This is a genomic window from Streptomyces sp. NPDC048644, assembly GCF_043199105.1.
Classification (GTDB): domain Bacteria; phylum Actinomycetota; class Actinomycetes; order Streptomycetales; family Streptomycetaceae; genus Streptomyces.
The window spans coordinates 52,584-70,476 of record NZ_JBICVO010000004.1 but is presented as its reverse complement, the minus strand read 5'-3'; the positions used below and the strand labels follow the sequence as shown (position 1 = coordinate 70,476).

The 17,893-nt window shown below is 72.8% G+C and carries 12 protein-coding genes; 11 read left to right on the top strand and 1 reads right to left on the bottom strand.

Going from position 1 to position 17,893, the window contains the following annotated elements:
- The first annotated feature begins 98 nt into the window (after positions 1 to 98).
- From ACGFNI_RS09970 to ACGFNI_RS09950, 5 genes are all read left to right on the top strand, one after another.
- The gene (locus ACGFNI_RS09970) at positions 99 to 1,847 is read left to right on the top strand and encodes an ABC transporter substrate-binding protein (protein ID WP_393682296.1); all 1,749 of its coding nucleotides are present in this window, start codon (positions 99 to 101) and stop codon (positions 1,845 to 1,847) included.
- A gap of 72 nt (positions 1,848 to 1,919) precedes the next feature.
- Positions 1,920 to 2,930 carry an ABC transporter permease gene (locus ACGFNI_RS09965; RefSeq protein WP_393682294.1) on the top strand — a complete coding sequence of 337 codons (1,011 nt, stop codon included), beginning with the start codon at positions 1,920 to 1,922 and terminating at the stop codon, positions 2,928 to 2,930.
- 146 nt (positions 2,931 to 3,076) lie between these two features.
- Entirely contained in the window at positions 3,077 to 4,141 is a 1,065-nt protein-coding gene (locus ACGFNI_RS09960) for an ABC transporter ATP-binding protein (RefSeq protein ID WP_393683006.1), read from the top strand.
- Positions 4,138 to 5,280 (top strand): ABC transporter ATP-binding protein, encoded by a 1,143-nt coding sequence (locus tag ACGFNI_RS09955; RefSeq protein WP_393682293.1) that lies wholly within the window; start codon positions 4,138 to 4,140, stop codon positions 5,278 to 5,280. Before ACGFNI_RS09960 ends, ACGFNI_RS09955 begins: the two co-directional genes overlap by 4 nt.
- 91 nt (positions 5,281 to 5,371) lie before the next feature.
- Positions 5,372 to 6,805, top strand: a complete 1,434-nt coding sequence (locus ACGFNI_RS09950; protein WP_393682291.1) for a M1 family metallopeptidase — start codon at positions 5,372 to 5,374, stop codon at positions 6,803 to 6,805.
- Positions 6,806 to 6,826: 21 nt separating this feature from the next.
- Here ACGFNI_RS09950 and ACGFNI_RS09945 read toward each other — a convergent pair whose 3' ends face one another.
- Positions 6,827 to 7,456 carry a trimeric intracellular cation channel family protein gene (locus ACGFNI_RS09945; protein ID WP_393682289.1) on the bottom strand — a complete coding sequence of 210 codons (630 nt, stop codon included), beginning with the start codon at positions 7,454 to 7,456 and terminating at the stop codon, positions 6,827 to 6,829.
- A 96-nt stretch (positions 7,457 to 7,552) separates the two neighbouring features.
- Here ACGFNI_RS09945 and ACGFNI_RS09940 point away from each other — a divergent pair, with 96 nt between their 5' ends.
- The 6 genes from ACGFNI_RS09940 (at position 7,553) to ACGFNI_RS09915 (ending at position 17,891) form a co-directional block, all read left to right on the top strand.
- The gene (locus ACGFNI_RS09940; RefSeq protein ID WP_393682287.1) at positions 7,553 to 8,401 is read left to right on the top strand and encodes a thioesterase family protein; all 849 of its coding nucleotides are present in this window, start codon (positions 7,553 to 7,555) and stop codon (positions 8,399 to 8,401) included.
- Positions 8,402 to 8,521: 120 nt separating this feature from the next.
- Positions 8,522 to 8,962: a CU044_2847 family protein gene (locus ACGFNI_RS09935; RefSeq protein ID WP_393682286.1), complete on the top strand. Its 441-nt coding sequence runs from the start codon at positions 8,522 to 8,524 to the stop codon at positions 8,960 to 8,962.
- Positions 8,959 to 11,115, top strand: coding sequence for a trypsin-like peptidase domain-containing protein (locus tag ACGFNI_RS09930; RefSeq protein WP_393682284.1), 2,157 nt, complete (start codon positions 8,959 to 8,961; stop codon positions 11,113 to 11,115). Before ACGFNI_RS09935 ends, ACGFNI_RS09930 begins: the two co-directional genes overlap by 4 nt.
- A gap of 118 nt (positions 11,116 to 11,233) precedes the next feature.
- Positions 11,234 to 12,247, top strand: coding sequence for an AAA family ATPase (locus ACGFNI_RS09925; RefSeq protein ID WP_393683004.1), 1,014 nt, complete (start codon positions 11,234 to 11,236; stop codon positions 12,245 to 12,247).
- Positions 12,244 to 16,644: an SAV_2336 N-terminal domain-related protein gene (locus ACGFNI_RS09920; protein ID WP_393682282.1), complete on the top strand. Its 4,401-nt coding sequence runs from the start codon at positions 12,244 to 12,246 to the stop codon at positions 16,642 to 16,644. The genes ACGFNI_RS09925 and ACGFNI_RS09920 overlap by 4 nt, the downstream gene beginning before the upstream one ends.
- A 77-nt stretch (positions 16,645 to 16,721) precedes the next feature.
- On the top strand, positions 16,722 to 17,891 hold the full coding sequence (locus ACGFNI_RS09915) for a cysteine desulfurase family protein (RefSeq protein ID WP_393682281.1): 1,170 nt from the start codon (positions 16,722 to 16,724) through the stop codon (positions 17,889 to 17,891).
- The last annotated feature ends 2 nt before the right edge of the window (positions 17,892 to 17,893 follow it).

The window sequence follows — 17,893 nt, the reverse complement described above, 5'->3', positions numbered from 1 at the left end:
GCCCGGCGCCCGCATCCCGGCTCTCCGAAGTTTCTCTCCGCCGAAGTTTTCCGACGTTTTCCGACGTTTTCCGACGAATGAAGGGGACAGCCACCATCATGCGAAGGTCAGTTCCGGTCGCGGTGACAGCGACCATCACCAGTGCGGGCCTTTTGCTGGCCGGCTGCAGCGGGGGCGGTACCTCCGGAAGTTCCGGCGAGGCGAACGCCGCGACCAAGGGCATCGTCAACGCTTCGGACGAGAAGGGCGGCACGCTCAACTACGCGATGAGCGACTCGCCCGAGTCGTTCGACCCCGGCAACACCTACTACGCGTTCGTCTACAACTTCAGCCGCCTCTACGCGCGTTCACTCACCGCTTTCAAGGCGGCGCCCGGCGCCAAGGGCAACGAACTCACGCCGGACCTGGCCGAGTCGATGGGCAAGTCCAGCGACGGCGGCAAGACCTGGACGTACAAGATCCGCAAGGGTCTGAAGTACGACGACGGTTCCGCCATCACCTCGCAGGACGTCAAGTACGCGGTCGAGCGCAGCAACTTCGCCCGCGACACGCTGTCCCTGGGACCGAACTACTTCCAGCAGTTCCTCAAGGACAACGACGACGGCTACAAGGGTCCGTACAAGGACAAGAGCAAGGCCGGTCTGAAGTCCATCGAGACGCCGGACGACCAGACGATCGTCTTCCACCTGAAGAAGGCGTTCGCGGAGTTCGACTACCTGGTCAGCGCTCCGCAGACGGCGCCCGTCCCGCAGGACAAGGACAAGGGCGCGGACTACACCAAGCACGTGGTCTCGTCCGGCGCCTACAAGTTCCAGGACTACCAGGAGGGCAAGCAGCTCACCCTGGTCCGCAACCCGCACTGGAACGCCAAGACCGACCCGCTGCGCAAGCAGCTGCCCGACAAGATCGTCCTGCGGCTGAAGGTGGCGCAGTCCACCATCGACAAGGACCTGCTGGCAGGCAACACCCAGGTCGACATGGCGGGCAAGGGCGTCGACGCGCAGACGCAGGCCCAGCTGCTGACCAACTCCAAGGAGAAGGGCAACACCGACAACGCCCTCGGCCAGCGGCTCAACTACATGGCGATCAACACCAATGTGGCGCCGTTCAACAACGTCGAGTGCCGCAAGGCCGTCGAGTACGCCGTCGACAAGAAGGCCGTACAGACCTCGCTCGGCGGCCCGATCCGCGGTGACCTGGCCTCCACGGTCCTGCCGACCGACATCGCCGGCTACCAGAAGTACGACCAGTACCCGCAGAAGTACTCCGGCGACAAGCTGGACCTCACCGAGGCCAAGAAGCACTGGGACAAGTGCGGCGCCGGCAAGACCAACACCACGATCCTGGCGCGCAACGACCGCCAGGAAGAGGTGGACGCGGCGACCTCGGTCATCGACTCGCTGAAGAAGATCGGCGTCAACGCCAAGATCCAGCAGTACCCGACCAGCAAGTACTTCTCGGACTACGCCGGTGTGCCGAAGTTCAACAAGAAGAACAACGTCGGTCTGATGATGATGCAGTGGGGCGCCGACTTCCCGACCGGCTACGGCTACCTCCAGCAGATCCTGCACGGCAAGGCCATCAGCCAGTCCGGCAACTCCAACCTCTCGGAGCTGGACGACCCGCAGATCAACAAGCTGCTCGACGACGCCGTCGCCAACCCCGACAAGGCCGCGCGCGAGAAGGAGTACGCCGAGATCGACAAGAAGGCCATGGAGCAGGCCGCGATCGTTCCGCTCACCTACTTCAAGGTGCTGAACTACCGCTCGCCCAAGGCCACCAACCTGGTCTCCACATCGGCCTACAGCGGTCAGTACGACTACCTCAACATCGGCGTCAAGAAGTAAGCACCGGAAGGCAGGTGAAGGCATTGGTGCCCGCCGGCCCCTCCGGCCGGCGGGCACCGACGCCGCATCCCCGTGTTCTCGTACATCATCCGCAGGTTGATCAGCGCGGTGATCCTGCTGCTGATCGTCAGCGCGGTCACCTTCGGCATCTTCTTCCTGCTGCCGAAGCTCGCCGGGCAGACCACCGACCAACTTGCCCAGCAGTACATCGGCAAGGCGCCCACACCTGCCGACATCGCCGCGGTGAAGAAGAATCTCGGCCTGGACAAGCCCGTATACGAACAGTATTGGGAGTTCATCAAGGGCATCTTCGTCGGCGTCGACTACAAGTTCGGCCCGGAAGCGGCGCGTTGTAACGTGCCGTGCTTCGGCTACTCGTTCAAGACCCACATCGAGGTCTGGCCCGAGATCCAGTCCCGGCTTCCCGTCACCCTCTCGCTCGCCTTCGGCGCGGCGGTCGTGTGGCTGGTCTCCGGCATCACCACCGGCGTGATCTCCGCGCTGCGCCCCGGCTCGGTCTTCGACCGGCTGTCGATGGGGGTCGCGCTGGCCGGCGTCTCGCTGCCGATGTTCTTCACCGGCGCGGTCGCGCTGGCCCTGTTCACCTATCAGTGGCCGATCTTCGAACGCAGCGACTACGTGCCACTCCTGGAGAATCCCTTCCTGTGGGCGAGGACGCTGGTCCTGCCCTGGGTGACGCTGGCCTTCCTCTATTCGGCGCTGTACGCCCGCCTCACCAGAGCCGGGATGATGGAGACCCTCGGCGAGGACTACATCCGTACCGCGCGGGCCAAGGGCCTGGGGGAGCGCACCGTCGTCGTCCGGCACGGTCTGCGGGCCGCCCTCACGCCCATCGTCACCGTCTTCGGCATGGACCTGGGGCTGCTGCTGGGCGGAGCGCTGATCACCGAACAGGTCTTCTCCCTCCAGGGGGTGGGCGCCTTCGCGGTACAGGCGATCACCGACAACGACCTGCCGAAGGTCCTCGGCGTCACGCTGCTCGCCGCGTTCTTCATCGTCCTTTGCAACCTGGTGGTGGACGTTCTGTACGCCGCCGTCGATCCGCGGGTGAGGCTCTCGTGACTGATTCCTCCGAATCCTCCGAAACCGCCGAGGACGCCACCGGGGCGGCCGGCACGGAGTCATCGGCCGAGGCCGAGGCCACGACGGAGGCTGCGCCCGAGGCCGTACCCGCGCCCGGGTCCGCGACCGCCACGGCGACCGGTTCGGTGCCCGCGGCCGGGAGCGGGGCCGCGCCCTCCGCCTTCCTCGAAGTGCGGGACCTGAAGGTGCACTTCCCGACCGACGACGGCCTCGTGAAGTCCGTCGACGGGCTCTCCTTCGCCCTGGAGAAGGGCAAGACGCTCGGCATCGTCGGCGAGTCGGGCTCCGGCAAGTCCGTCACCTCGCTCGCCGTGATGGGCCTGCACCGCGCCTCCCGGCAGCAGCGCAGCAAGGTCCGGATGTCCGGCGAGATCTGGCTGGACGGCAAGGAACTCGTCGGCGCGGATCCGGACGAGGTGCGGCGGCTGCGGGGCCGCGAGATGGCGATGATCTTCCAGGACCCGCTGTCCGCGCTGCACCCGTACTTCACGGTCGGCCGGCAGATCGTGGAGGCGTACCGCGTCCACAACGACGTCGACAAGAAGACGGCGCGCAAGCGGGCGATCGAGATGCTCGACCGGGTCGGCATCCCGCAGCCCGACAAGCGGGTGGACGACCACCCGCACCAGTTCTCCGGCGGCATGCGCCAGCGCGCGATGATCGCGATGGCGCTGGTCAACAACCCGGAACTGCTGATCGCCGACGAGCCGACCACCGCTCTTGACGTCACCGTCCAGGCGCAGATCCTGGACCTGATCCGCGATCTGCAGAAGGAGTTCGGCTCCGCGGTCGTCATCATCACCCACGACCTGGGAGTGGTGGCCGAGCTGGCCGACGACCTGCTGGTGATGTACGGCGGCCGGTGCGTCGAACGCGGCCCCGCGGAGCGGATCTTCGCCACGCCGCAGCACCCCTACACCTGGGGCCTGCTCGGCTCGATGCCGCGGATCGACCGCGATCAGACCGACCGGCTCATCCCGGTCAAGGGCGCGCCGCCCAGCCTGATCAATGTGCCGTCCGGCTGTGCCTTCCACCCCCGCTGCCCGTACGCGGACGTCCCCAAGGACAACCTCACCCGCACCGTGCGTCCCGAACTCGGCCAGGTCGACGGCGGGCACTTCTCCGCCTGCCACATGGCGCCGCAGGAGCGGGAGCGTATCTGGACCGAAGAGATTGCGCCGAAGCTGTGACCGAGACGACTGACGACGAGAGCCAGAACACCCCGGCGGCCGGGCCCGGCGAGGCCGCGTCCCCGGAGGCGTCCGACCCCGAGCCGCTGCTGCGGGTGCGCGGCCTGACGCGGCACTTCCCGATCACCAAGGGGCTGCTCAAGCGGCAGGTCGGGGCCGTGCAGGCGGTCGACGGCATCGACTTCGACGTACGCCCGGGGGAGACCCTCGGCGTGGTCGGCGAGTCCGGCTGCGGCAAGTCCACCATGGGCCGGCTGATCACCCGGCTCGACGAACCCACCGGCGGCAGCATCGAGTTCGAGGGCAAGGACATCACCCACCTGTCCCCGGGCAGGCTGCGGCCGATGCGCCGCGACGTCCAGATGATCTTCCAGGACCCGTACGGCTCGCTGAACCCGCGGCACACCATCGGCGGGATCATCGGCACCCCCTTCCGCCTCCAGGGCGTCGAGCCCGATGGCGGGGTGAAGAAGGAGGTGCAGCGGCTGCTGGAGCTGGTGGGTCTGAGCCCGGAGCACTACAACCGCTACCCGCACGAGTTCTCCGGCGGCCAGCGGCAGCGCATCGGCATCGCCCGCGCCCTGGCGCTCAAGCCGAAGCTGGTGGTGGCCGACGAGCCGGTCTCGGCCCTCGACGTCTCCATCCAGGCGCAGGTCGTCAACCTCATGGACGACCTCCAGGAGGAGCTGGGTCTCACCTACGTCATCATCGCCCACGACCTCTCGGTCATCCGGCACGTATCGGACCGGATCGCGGTCATGTACCTCGGAAAGATCGTGGAGTTGAGCGACCGCGCCTCGCTCTACGCGTCGCCGCTGCACCCGTACACCAAGGCGCTGCTGTCGGCCGTGCCGGTGCCCGACCCCAAGCGGCGCACCGAGCGCGACCGGATCCTGCTCAAGGGCGATGTGCCCTCGCCGATCAACCCGCCGTCCGGCTGCCGGTTCCGTACCCGCTGCTGGAAGGCGACCGAGGTGTGCGCCACCACCGAGCCGCCGCTGGTCGCGCTGCGCACCGGGCACCAGGTCGCCTGCCACCACCCGGAGCCGGTCGGCGGCGGCACGATTCCGGAGCAGGCGGACGGTACGGAAGGTAAGGGCGGTAAGGACGGTAAGGAGTCAACGGGCGGTAACGCCTGAGGAGTTGGCAAAGTCCCGGGTGAAGCGGCGCGGGAGAGTGCAGAGTCGGCACGGTTGATTCTTTTCCTCCGTGTGTTCGAAGGGACGGCTCATGGCACTCTCCCGTTCTGCACGTCGCACCACCCGTCTGCTCGCGCTCGCCACCGCGGTGGCCGCCGCCGCTTCCATCGCCGCAGGACCCGGCGCGTCGGCCGCCCCGCCGGCGGCATCACCCGGCGCGCCGGGCGTCGGCGACACCTACTTCCCGCACCTCGGCAACGGCGGGTTCGACGCCCTGCACTACGACCTCGGCGTCAGCTACCACCCCGACAGCGGCCGTCTCGACGGCCGGACGACGCTGACCGCCAGGGCCACCCAGAACCTCTCCGCCTTCGACCTCGACCTGCAGAAGCTCGACGTCGCCTCGGTCGCGGTCAACGGCCACCGGGCGGACTTCGGCAGATCCGGCGACGAGCTGACCGTACGGCCCGGCAGCCCGCTGCCCGGCGGCCGGAAGTTCACCGTGACCGTGGTCTACGGCGGTGTCCCGCAGCCGCTGAGCGGCCCCATCCTGTTCGGCTCCGACTACGGCTGGATGAAGACCGAGGACGGCGTCTTTGTCGCCTGCGAGCCGAACGCCGCGTCGACGTGGTTCCCCTCCAGCGACCATCCCGGCGACAAGGCGACCTACGACATCCGGATCGACGCGCCCAAGGGCCTGACCGGCGTCTCCAACGGCCGGCTCGTCGAGTCGGGCGAGCGCGACGGCCGCGCGTACGCGCACTGGCGGGAGAGCCGGCCGATGGCGCCGTACCTCGCCACCGCCACCATCGGGAAGTTCGACGTCCGCACCGGCACCACACCCGGTGGCACGCCGATCTACGTCGCCACCGACCCGACCCTGCCCACCGGGAAGGTCGACGTCTACGGCGTCACCGCCGCCGCCACCGACTACTGGTCCAAGGTCTTCGGCCCGTACCCCTTCGAGGAGACCGGCGCGATCGTCGACGACATGCCGAAGGCCGGCTTCTCCCTTGAGGTGCAGTCCAAGCCGGTGTACTCGGCCGTCCGCAACGAGACGACGATCGTCCACGAGCTGGCCCACCAGTGGTTCGGCGACTCGGTCTCGGTCAAGGAATGGAAGAACATCTGGCTCAACGAGGGCTTCGCGACCTACGCGCAGTGGCTCTGGGACGAGCACAAGGGCACCAAGAGCGCCCACGACGCGTTCCGCGACGCGTACGCGTCGGTGCCGGCGGACGACGAGTTCTGGCAGATCAAGGCCGGTGACCCGCAGCGGGACACGATGTTCTCCGACACGGTCTACGAGCGGGGCGCGATGACCCTCCAGGCGCTGCGCGAGCGGATCGGCGACAAGGCGTTCTTCCGGCTGCTGCCGGCCTGGACCTCGGCGCACCGCTACGGCAACGCCGAGACCTCGCAGTTCATCGCGCTCGCCGAGAAGATCTCGGGGCAGCGGCTCGGTGACCTCTTCGACACCTGGCTGATGACCCCGGGGCGGCCCGGACTGCCGGCGGGCAAGTAGGGCCTGCCGGGCCGCCGCCCGTCAGTCCGCCGCGCCCCGGCCGCCGCCCAGCTGCTGCGGCCGGGGCAGGTGCCATCCGAGGTAGACCGCGGCCATCCGCAGGGCGAAGACGAGCCCGGCGGATGCCGCGGTCGCCGCGGTGCCGTTGACGCCGAGGTGGTGCAGCCCCAGCAGGCAGCAGCCGCCGGCCAGCGCGGCGATGGCGTAGACGTCCTCACGCAGCAGCAGCGGCGGGAACTCCCCGCACAGCACGTCCCGTACGACCTCGCCCGTCACGCCGGTCAGCACCGCGAGGATGATCACGGCGAGCGGGGTGGCGCCCGCGTCGATGGCGGCGCGGGCCCCGATCACGGTGACGACGGCGAGCCCGGCGGCGTCGACGACCAGCAGGGACCTGTACGGCAGCGTCCGGAAGCGCAGATAGATCATGGTGCCGACGCCGACGCAGATGATCACCGTGAGCAGGACCCAGTCGTGGGTCCAGTACAGCGGGTGCCGGTCGAGGATGAGATCGCGCAGCGTGCCGCCGGAGATCGAGGCGGCGAAGGCGAGCACCAGGCCGCCGAAGGGATCCATGTTGGCGCGGTACGCGGCCAGCACCCCGCTCGCGGCGAAGGCGGCGACGCCGACCAGGTAGAGCACGTGAAGCATGGCGGAATCATTGCAGGCTCCGGGGGCGTCATGGCCTGATGTGTTCCGTCAAAGTGACACTACCGGTCGGTAACTCTTCGGTGTAGCGTGCATCCCATGGCTACGGTGACCCCAGGTAACAGCGAGTTCGACCGCGATACGGCGGTCGTGCGCCGCGCCCCCGGCGTCTACGACGCACAGCTCTCGGCGGGCTGGACGATCATCCACGCGGTCAACGGCGGCTATCTGCTCGCCCTCATGGGCCGCGCCCTGGGCGACACCCTCCCGCACCCGGACCCGTTCTCCGTCACCGCGCACTACCTGACCGCATCGGTCCCAGGGCCGGCCGTCATACGGACCGAGGTGGTCCGCACCGGCCGGACGATGTCCACCGGCACCGCCACCCTCGTGCAGTTCAAGGAGGACGGCACCGAGGTCGAGCGGCTGCGGGTGCTCGCCTCCTACGGCGACCTCGACGCGCTGCCCGACGACGTCCGCACCAGCGCCAAGCCGCCCGCCCTGCCCCCGTACGAACACTGCCTCGGCACCGACAGCGCGCCCGAGGGGCAGCCGCCCGTCCCGGGCAGCACCGCCATCGCCGGCCGACTGGCGATCCGACTGGATCCGGCCACCGCGGGCTGGGCGGTCGGCGCCCCCTCGGGGAAGGGCGAGATGCGCGGCTGGTTCGGCCTCGCCGACGGGCGCGACCACGACCCGCTGTCCCTGCTGCTGGCCGTCGACGGCATGCCGCCCACCGCCTTCGACCTGGGCCTGTCCGGCTGGGTGCCGACCATCGAACTCACCACCCACATCCGCTGCCGGCCGGCCCCAGGACCACTGCGGGTCGCCCTCACCACCCGCAACCTCGCGGGCGGCTTCCTGGAGGAGGACGGCGAGATCTGGGACTCCCGGGACCGCCTTGTGGCTCAATCCCGCCAACTGGCACGGGTGTTGCTCGACAGCTGACGGCTCGGGCACCCGCCCCGGTGGGTGCCCCCGTACCGTGCGCGGCCCACGCCGCGACCGCTCCGCCTACGGCGCAAAAGAGAGACCACATTCGGCCGCGCCCGTGTCAGACTGATCGACATGGGGGACGTAGCGCTCAGCATCGATGACGGCACCGTCGTATGGCTGCGGGCCACACCCGCAGTCCCCGCCCAGGACACCGGCTCGGCCACCGGCGACGACGCCCAACGGCACGCCGGGGACGGCGAGTTGGAACTTCCCGAAGGATTCGGGTCGGCGCAGCCGGTCAGCGTCGACAGCCGGCTGCACCGCACGCTCACCCGCAGCGGCGAAGTGCTCGAAGAGGCCCTGCGACCGCTCGGCGGGGTACTCGGACGCATCCACCGCTCGATCGCGGACAGCAGCCACCACCCGGACGAGGTCACCGTCCAGTTCGGTGTCACCCTCGGCTCCGACCTGAAGCTCGGGGTGTTCTCCGGCAACGGCGAGGCCAGCTTCACCGTCTCCGCCACCTGGAAGCTCGGCAGTGACGCGGGTGAGACCGGTGGGACGACGCCGTGATCACCGGCGCCGGTGACGACACCCCGCTGCACCGCTCCTTCGTCTCCGTACGGAACGCCGGAGCGGCCATCGGCTGCGGCGTGCTGGTCGCCGACCGGCTCGTCCTCACCTGCGCCCACGTCGTCAACAGCGCGCTGGGCAGGGACCGTTTCGACCGGCAGCCGCCCGGCGGCGAAGCGGTCACCCTCCGGCTGCCGCACCTCGCACCGGGCCGCGACCTCACCGCCCACGTCGCCCACGAATGGTGGGCGCCGCCGCGCGCCACGGCCCGCGGCAGCGAGCCCGCCGTGCCGGGCCGGGTGCCGTACCACGGCGACCTCGCCGTCCTGGAGCTGACGGCCGACCCGCCCGACGGGGCGCAGCCCGCGCCCTTCCTGCCGCACGGCCACGCCGGTGAGGTCATCGCCCTGTGGGCCAGCGGCAATCCGCTGCCCACCGTGCGCGCCGTGCCGAGGGTCTCGGCGCCGCCCTGGATCGCGCTGGACGTGCTCGGCCCGGGGCAGGTCACCGAGGGCTTCAGCGGCGGGCCGCTGTGGGACCGCGCACGTCAGGCCGTCGTCGGCCTGGTCACCGCCGTGCACCGCCCGCCGGACGGATCCGCCGGAGCGCAGCCGACGATGTACGCCCTCAGCGTGCCCGCCATCGAAGCCGAACTCCCCACCCTGCCGCCGCCCGCCGTCCCCACCGCCAAACGCGGCGTGCAGCAACTGCTGGGCGCGCTGGAGCGGATCCTGACCAGGCCGGACGCGGTACTGGACTGTGAGGAGCGGCTGGCCGCCCGGCTCGGGCGGCCGTCGGCAGGGCCAGCCGCCGACCTGGAGCGGCTGGTCGGCCTGGCCGTCGGCGTCCGCCGCGGCATCCCCGAACTCCTCGAACTGGTCAGGGACCACCACGCGCCCTGGGGCGACCCGCACGGCCACGCCGCCCACAGCGCCAGAGACGACTGGGAGGCGCTGCGCAGAGCGGCCCGTACGGTACGCCCCGGTGAATACCTGACCACCCATCAGCGTCGCGGTCTGTCCGGGCTGCTGGCCCACTGCACCCGCACCGACGCGCGCACCCTGCTGCAACGCGTCCTGCCGCACGCGCCCGAGCTGCCCGAGGTGACCGGACTCGCCGACACCGTCGACGCGTTGGAAGGCTTCCCGCCGGCCCCCGGGACGCCGCTGCCGCCGCTGCTGCAAGGGGTGGTGCGGATCAGCGCGGACGAACGGGCGGCCGGCGCCTACCCGGCCGACGACCTGGACGCCTGGGTCGGCCGCGTCGCCGCCCGCTCGGGCGTGGACGAAGCGGCGGTCGACCAGTTCAGGGCCGACCTCGCGGCCACCGCCGTCCGGCCCCCGGCACCCGGGGCCGCCCCTCAGGCGGGCGCCACCGCACCGCGCTTCGCCCCGCGCGTCCAGGTCGAGCTGCTGCCGGGGCCGTCAGGACGGGGCTTCACCTACCAGATCTGGACCTGGCCCGACCGCGCCTCGCACCGCCTCCTCATGGTCAGGGACAGCGAGGCGGGCAGCGAGCAGGTGATCGACGACATCCGCCGGGTGCTGCGCACCGAGGTCAGGGAAGACCCGGAGACCGCCCTGGTGGAATTCTTCCTGCCGGCCGCCTGGCTCGGCCTCGACGTGGACTCCTGGGAGTCCTGCGACAGCGACGAGGACGGCCCGTTCGCGCCGGGCATCAGCCGGCGGGTGGTGGTACGCACCACCGAGCGGTCCCGCGAGAGTTACGCGGGCTGGAAACACCGCACCGCCGCGCTGCCGCACGCCAAAGGCGTCGTACTCGACCACCGGCACACCGACCGCAAGGTGGCCCGCGCCCAGCTCGAAGTGCACCGCGACGCCGGCACGGTGGTGCTGTGCTGCCCGCCCGACCACCACGGCGCGCTGCTGCGGCAGTGCGTGCAGGCGGGGGTGCACACCGTGCTGTGGCACCGCGCCGACCACGGCGAGCGGATCGGCAGGGACCTGCTGGCGCTGGTGGACGGCACGCACCACACCGAGATCCCCGAAGCGGTGCGCCTGGAGCGGGCCAAGGCCGTCGCCGAGCCGGGACACACCGCGCACCACGGCCGGCGCCTCTCCCTGCTGTACGACGCACCCGACTTCCGTCCCGGCCCGCTCGCGCCGGACGCCTGGGTGCTGACACAGCCGTGAGGAGCGGGCCGTGACCACGGCGGACACAGCGGGACGCACGCCGCGCGGGCCCAAGCGCCCGGCGCGGCACGGCGGGCAGGAAACGGGGGACGTACCGGAAACAGGAAGAGAGCACGTGGTGACCGGACAGAGCGCAGCAGACGGCAGTGACGGCGGGGCGGCGGAGCCCGAGGGCTGGTGGGTGTTCCGCGGACCGTCGCCGCTGCCCGACCCGCCTCCCTGGCGGCGCTTCCCCGCCGAACGCGGCAGGGAGACGGTGGACCCGTACCTCCTGGAGCACCACGAAATCTCCGTCGTCAACGCGGCACTGCACCTGCACCGCCCGCTGCTGGTCACCGGCCGCCCCGGCGCAGGCAAGAGCTCGCTGGCCCGCGCCATCGCCGACGAACTGGGGCTCGGCAGCGTCCTGCGCTGGTCCGTCAACAGCCGCTCCACCCTCCAGGACGCCCTCTACCGCTACGACGCGGTGGGCCGGCTGCGGGAGACCTCGCTGCGGCGCGAGCGTGAGGAACTGCGCGGGGCGCCGCGCAGGGCCACGTCCCGGCGCCCGGCGCCCGCCGGCGACATCGGCCAGTACCTGCGGCTCGGTCCGCTGGGCAGCGCGCTGGCGGCCGGCCGGCCCCGGGTGCTGCTCGTCGACGAACTCGACAAGGCCGACATCGACCTGCCCAACGACCTCCTGGTCGTCCTGGAGGAGGGCGAGTTCGAGATCCCCGAGCTGGCCCGGCTGCCCGAACACCAGCAGGACGTGCAGGTCCTGATGAGCGGGAGCCGGGAGCGGGTGCCCATCCACCGCGGCGTGGTCCGCTGCACCCACTTCCCGATCGTGGTCATGACGAGCAACGGCGAACGCGACTTCCCGCCCGCCTTCCTGCGCCGCTGCGTACGGCTCGACCTGCCCGAACCGACCGGCGACCGGCTGCGGAAGATCGTCGAACACCACCTGGGCGCCGCGGCGTTGGCGGAGGCCGAGGACCTCATCGAGGCGTTCGAGCAGCGCACCAGGACCCAGACGCTGGCAACCGACCAACTGCTCGCCGCCGTCCACCTGCGGATCAGCGGCGCCGACCTCAGCCGGGACGAACTGCTCTCCGCCGTGCTGCACCGCCTCGACGAGCCACTGTCGCCATGATCGACCGGCTGCGGCAGACCCTCGGGGGCGCCGGATACGACCTGGGAGCGGCCGAACTCCTCGACGTGCTGTGGCTGGCACGGGCGATGGGGGCGTTGGGGGAGGGGGAGGACGGGGAGGACGGGGAGGACGGGAGTGCGGCCGGGCGTGCGGCTGAGGATGCGGCGGATTCGGTGGGTGCGTCGGAGGTGTCGGGCCCTTCAGCCTCGTCGGACCTGTCGGACTCATCGGACTCGGCAGTCCCGTCGGACTCGGCAGTCCCGTCGGACTCGGCAGTCCCGTCGGACCGGCCAGAGCCCTCCAACTCGCCGACGTCACCCGACCAGTTGGGGCACCGGGACTCCCGGGATGCACCGGCCCCGTCGAACCCTCCGGCCTCCCCACTCCCTCCGACCTCCTCGACCCCACCAGCCTCCCCGCCCCCTCCATCCCCTCCGGAACCCGACGCCCCATCCGTCCCGCCCCGTCGTGCCCTCTACGGGATGGGGAGCCAGGGTGGTGCGCCGGACGGGGAGCGGGCCAGGGCCGCGCGGGTGCCGGGGCGCCGGGCGCTGCCGCACGCCCAGCAGTTGGGGCGGGAGCTGCGACCGCTGCACCGTGTCCAGGACCATCCGCAGCGCACCGTCACCGACATCGAGGCCACCGTCCGGCTGACCGCTGAGACCGGCTTCCTCGACGTGGTCAGCCGCCCGGAGCAGGAGCGGCGCTGGACGGCTGTGCTGCTGGTGGACGCCTCCCCGTCCCTCCAGGTGTGGGACACCCTCCCCGCCGAACTGCGCGCGCTGTTCGCCCGCAGCGGCGTCTTCCGCGCCGTCCACGTGCGCGGCATCGACCCGCGGAACCCGGCGGGGCCGGGACGCGGGCAGCGGCCCGGCGCCACCCTGACGTTCCTGCTGACCGACGGCACGAGCGACGGGTGGCGCGACCCGCGGACGGTGGCGGCGCTGGAGGAGTGGGGGCGCGCGGGCCCGCTGGCCGTACTCAACCCGCTGCCCCGCAGGCTGTGGCGGGGCACCGCGCTGGAGGCCGTGCCCAGGAAACTCCTCTCGCCCGGCGCGTTCGCCCCGGCCCGTCGGCTGTCCGTCCGCGACCCGCTCAGCGGCGAGCGCGACCCGGCGGCGGACGGCGCGCTCGCGCTGCCTGTGCTGCACCCGACGGCCTCCGCGCTGCGCCAGTGGGCGGGCCTGCTCACCCGCCCCGGCGTCCCGCGGCTGCTCGACACGGCGCTGCTGGACGGGACGCCGGTCAGCCCCCGCCGCCTGCCGAAGGGCAGCGCGGAGGAACTGGTCGCGTACTTCCGGGGCGCCTTCTCGCCCGAGGCGTACCGGCTGGCCGTGCGGCTCTCCGCGATCCGGCCGCTGACCACGCAGCTGATGCAGCTGGTCCGCGCGGCCACGATGCGCGACGCGGGGCCCACCCATGTCGCCGAGATACTCCTTGGCGGCCTGCTGGAACCCACCGGGACCGGCCGGGAGACCGCCGCCGCCCGGACCATCGGCCGTGCCCTGCGCACCGGCCCTGCGGGCGGCCGGTGCGCGCAGCCCGTGTACGACTTCCGGCCCGGCGTACGGGACCTGCTCTCCAGCGGCCTCGGGGCGGAGGCGGCCGTGGAGGTCGTCGAGGCGGTCGGCAGGTCCCTGGAGCCGTACATGGGGCGGCTGCCGGACTTCCCCGTGCTGATGGGGGACGCGGCGGGCGAGATGCGGCTCAAGGAGTCGGCGCGGGCGTTCGCGGTGCTGGCGAGCCCGGTGCTGGAACGGATGGGCGGGACGCCGGGCGCGACGGCACCGCCGCCCGCGCCGCCTGTGCGGTCCGCCGACGCCCAACTCCCCACGTCCGACGGGCTGTTCGACGTGCCGCCCGGCGAACCGTCCGATGTGCCGTCCGACGAACCGTTCATCGGCCGTGGCGAGGAGGCCGCCCGGTTGCTGGCGGGACTGACGCAGGGCGGCGATGACGGGGCGGGGGGCGAGGGCGGCGCGCGGTCGCCGCGCTGCCTTTTCCTGTACGGCCCCCCGGGGGTCGGCAAGTCGGCGCTCGCCCGGCGGGTGGCGCGGGAGGCGGCCGAGCACTTCCCTGACGGCCGGCTGTTCGTGTCGCTGCGGCGGTCCGGCGGCGCGGGCGGGGCGGCTTCCGAAGAACCGGTGGCCGCCGCCCTGGCCGAGCTGCTGGCCCGGCTCGGCGAGTCGGCCGATGGTCTGCCCACCGCCGTCGGCCCCCTCGCCGCGCGCTACCGGTCCAGGACCGAGGGCCGCCGGCTGCTCCTCGTGATCGACGACGTGTCCCCGGCGTCCGGGGACGCCGCCGTGCCCCCTGAGCTGCTGCCCGCGGGCCCAGGCAGCGCCGTCCTGGGCGTCGGCACCCGCCGCCAGGACCCCGGCGCACTGCTGCTGACCGGCCTGCGCACGGACGAGGCACGGGAGTTGCTCGGCGCGCTGATCGGCGCGGAGCGGGTGGCCGCCGAACCGGAGGCGGCAGACGCCCTGGTGGCCGCGACGGCCGGGCTCCCGGCGGCCCTGCGCACCGCCGCCGACCGGATCACGGCGTCCGGCCGGCCGCTCGCCGAGTGGCACGGAGAGCGGCCAGACGCCCTCTTCCCCACGCGCTCCGGTTCCGCCACGGCCACCGGCTCCGCCGCCGCGTGGGTCGACGGCGTCCTCGCGGGGCCGCCCGCGCGGCGCGCCTTCCGGATGCTCGCCGTCCCGGACGGCGAGGCGATCTCCCGGGACGCGGCGGCGGCGCTGCTGGACGTCCCGGTGGCGCGGCTGACACCGGTGCTTGCCGAGCTGGTGGCGGCCGGTCTCGTGACGGAGTCGGGGCCGGACCGCTACCGCCACGCCGGGCTGCTGCGCCCGCTCGCCCGTGACCTCGCGCTGCGTGAACTGTCCGCGTCCACGCGGGAAGCGGGGCTGGCCAGGCTGCTGGAGTGGTACCTCGTCACCGGGCAGCAGATCCACCGGCGCCGCTATCCGGGCGACCGGTTGCCTGACGAACTCGCCGGGAGCTCCCGGAAGAGCGGGCCGCCCGCGGGCGAGCGGTCCGGGTCGCAGGCCGGGTGGGCGGACGAGATGCCGCAGGTGCTGGCCCTGGTGCGGCAGGTGGCGGCCGAGTCGGCCGCGGGTGCCGCGTCCGGAGGAGGCGCCTTTGCCGTCCGTTCGCATGTGGCCCTGCGCAGGGCGGCCGACCTGCTGCTGGTGGCCCAGCCCGCGGCGGAATCCGGCGTGTACGGCGCGGAGTTCGGGCCCGCCGCGCGCATCGTCGCGGACCGCGCGGCCCTGGAGGGCGAACACCGCGCGGAGGGCAGGGCCCGGCTGGTGCTCGCCGAGGCGCTCGCCGCGCGGGGCAGGTTCGCCGCGGCGGAGACGGAGGTGCGGCGGGCCGACCGCGCCGGGCGGGCCGCCGACGACTCCCTCACCCGCTTCCGGGCGCCGCTCGCCCACGGCCTCATCGCGCTGCACCAAGGCCGGTTCGACGACGCCGAGCGGCAGTTGACACCGGCATGGGAGCGTTGCCGCAGCCGCCGGGACACCCTCGGCGAGGCCACCGTGCTGGCCGCGCTCGCGCGGGTCTGGGCGGCCGGCGGCGCGGGCGGCGACGCCGTCCCCTACGCGGAGTGGAGCGTCGGCGCCTACCAGCGCGTCGGCCGCACCCCACGGCTCGCGCACGGCCTGTACGCGCTGGCCGAGGCGCTGGCGGCGGACGGCAGGAGCGGCGAGGCGCTGCGCCGCATCTCCGAAGCGCTGCCGCTGTTCGACGCGGACGGGCAGGACCTCTGGGCCGCCAGGGCCCGCAGCCGGATGGCCCAGGCGATGGTCGCGGTGATCAGGCCGCACGACGCGCTGAATGCCGCACAGGACGCGGCGGCGCGGCTGATGGCGCCCGGCGGGGAACGCTGGCGGGCCGACGCGCTGACCGTGCTGGGGCGGGCCGAGAGCGCCCTGGGCCACCAGCAGAGCGCGGAGGCCCACTGGCGTGACGCGCTCGCCGTCTACGAGGAGTTCGACGCGACGGCGGACGCCGACGAGATCCGCGCCCTGCTGCGGGAGAGGCCGGGAGCACCCGTCGGCACCTCCCGCACGGCGGAGCAGGCGCGGGCCGGCACCGCGCTGCGCGATCTGACCGCCGCCGTCCGGGTGCTGCGTGACCGGCTGCGGCTGCGCACCGCGGGCCGGTCCGTGTCCGGTGCCAGGGCCAGGCAGCTCGCCGTCCTGGCCGCCGCGGAGGCCAGGCTGGCCGCGCGGCTGGCCGCGTTCGCCCGCACCGGCCGCCCGGACGCGGCGGCGGGCGCCGAAGAGGAACGTCTGCGGGCGGTGGCGGCGCAGCTCGCGGCGTCGGACGCGTCGGACGCGGGGCTGACGGCCGCCGCCAGGGACGTGGCGCGGCGCCTCGGGCGGTAGCCGGTGGCCGGGGCGCCACCGCGCGCCGGACATGCGCCCCCGGGGCCCGCGACGGCTGCTCGTAGAATCGTCGCACCATGGTTTACCTCGACCACGCCGCCACCACTCCGATGCTCCCGGAAGCGGTGCAGGCGATGACCGCCCAGCTGACCGTCACCGGCAACGCGTCCTCCCTGCATGCCGCCGGCCGGCGGGCCAGGCGCGCCGTCGAGGAGGCACGCGAGTCGCTCGCCGCCTCACTCGGCGCCCGTCCCAGCGAGGTCGTCTTCACGGCCGGCGGCACCGAGGCCGACAACCTCGCGGTCAAGGGCCTGTTCTGGTCCCGCAGGGACGCCGACCCGGCCCGTACCCGCGTCCTCGCCAGCCCCGTCGAGCACCACGCCGTGCTGGACGCCGTGGAGTGGCTCGCCGAGCACGAAGGCGCCGACGTCGAATGGCTGCCGGTCGACGCGCTGGGCCGGGTGCACGCCGACGCGCTGCGCGAGGCCGTCGCCCGCAACCCCGCCGATGTCGCCCTGGCCACCGTCATGTGGGCCAACAACGAGATCGGCACCCTCCAGCCGGTCCACGAACTCGCCCGCGTGGCCCGGGAGTTCGAGATCCCGCTGCACGCCGACGCGGTGCAGGCGGTCGGCCAGGTCGAGGTCGACTTCGCCGCTTCGGGCCTCGCCGCGATGACCGTCTCAGGACACAAGATCGGCGGCCCGTACGGCATCGGCGCGCTGCTGCTCGGCCGCGAGTGGGCGCCCGTCCCGGTGCTGCACGGCGGCGGCCAGGAGCGGCAGGTGCGCTCCGGCACCCTCGACACCCCCGCCATCGCCGCCTTCGCCGCCGCCGGGCGGCACGCCGTCGCCCACCGCGCGGACTTCGCCCGGGACATCGGCGCGCTCCGCGACGACCTGATCAAGGCCGTCCGCGCCGCCGCCCCCGACGCCGTACTGGGCGGCGACCCCGACCCGGCGGGACGCCTCCCCGCCAACGCGCACTTCTCCTTCCCCGGTTGCGAGGGCGACTCCCTGCTCCTCCTCCTGGACGCCCAGGGCATCGAGTGCTCCACGGGATCCGCCTGCACGGCGGGCGTCGCGCAGCCGAGCCACGTCCTGCTGGCCACCGGCATGGCCCCGGAGCTGGCCCGCGGTACGCTCCGCTTCTCCCTGGGGCACACCTCCACCGCCGCGGACGTGGCGGCGCTGGCGGACGCCATCGGACCGGTGGCGGAACGGGCCCGCAGCGCGGGCCTGAGCTAGGG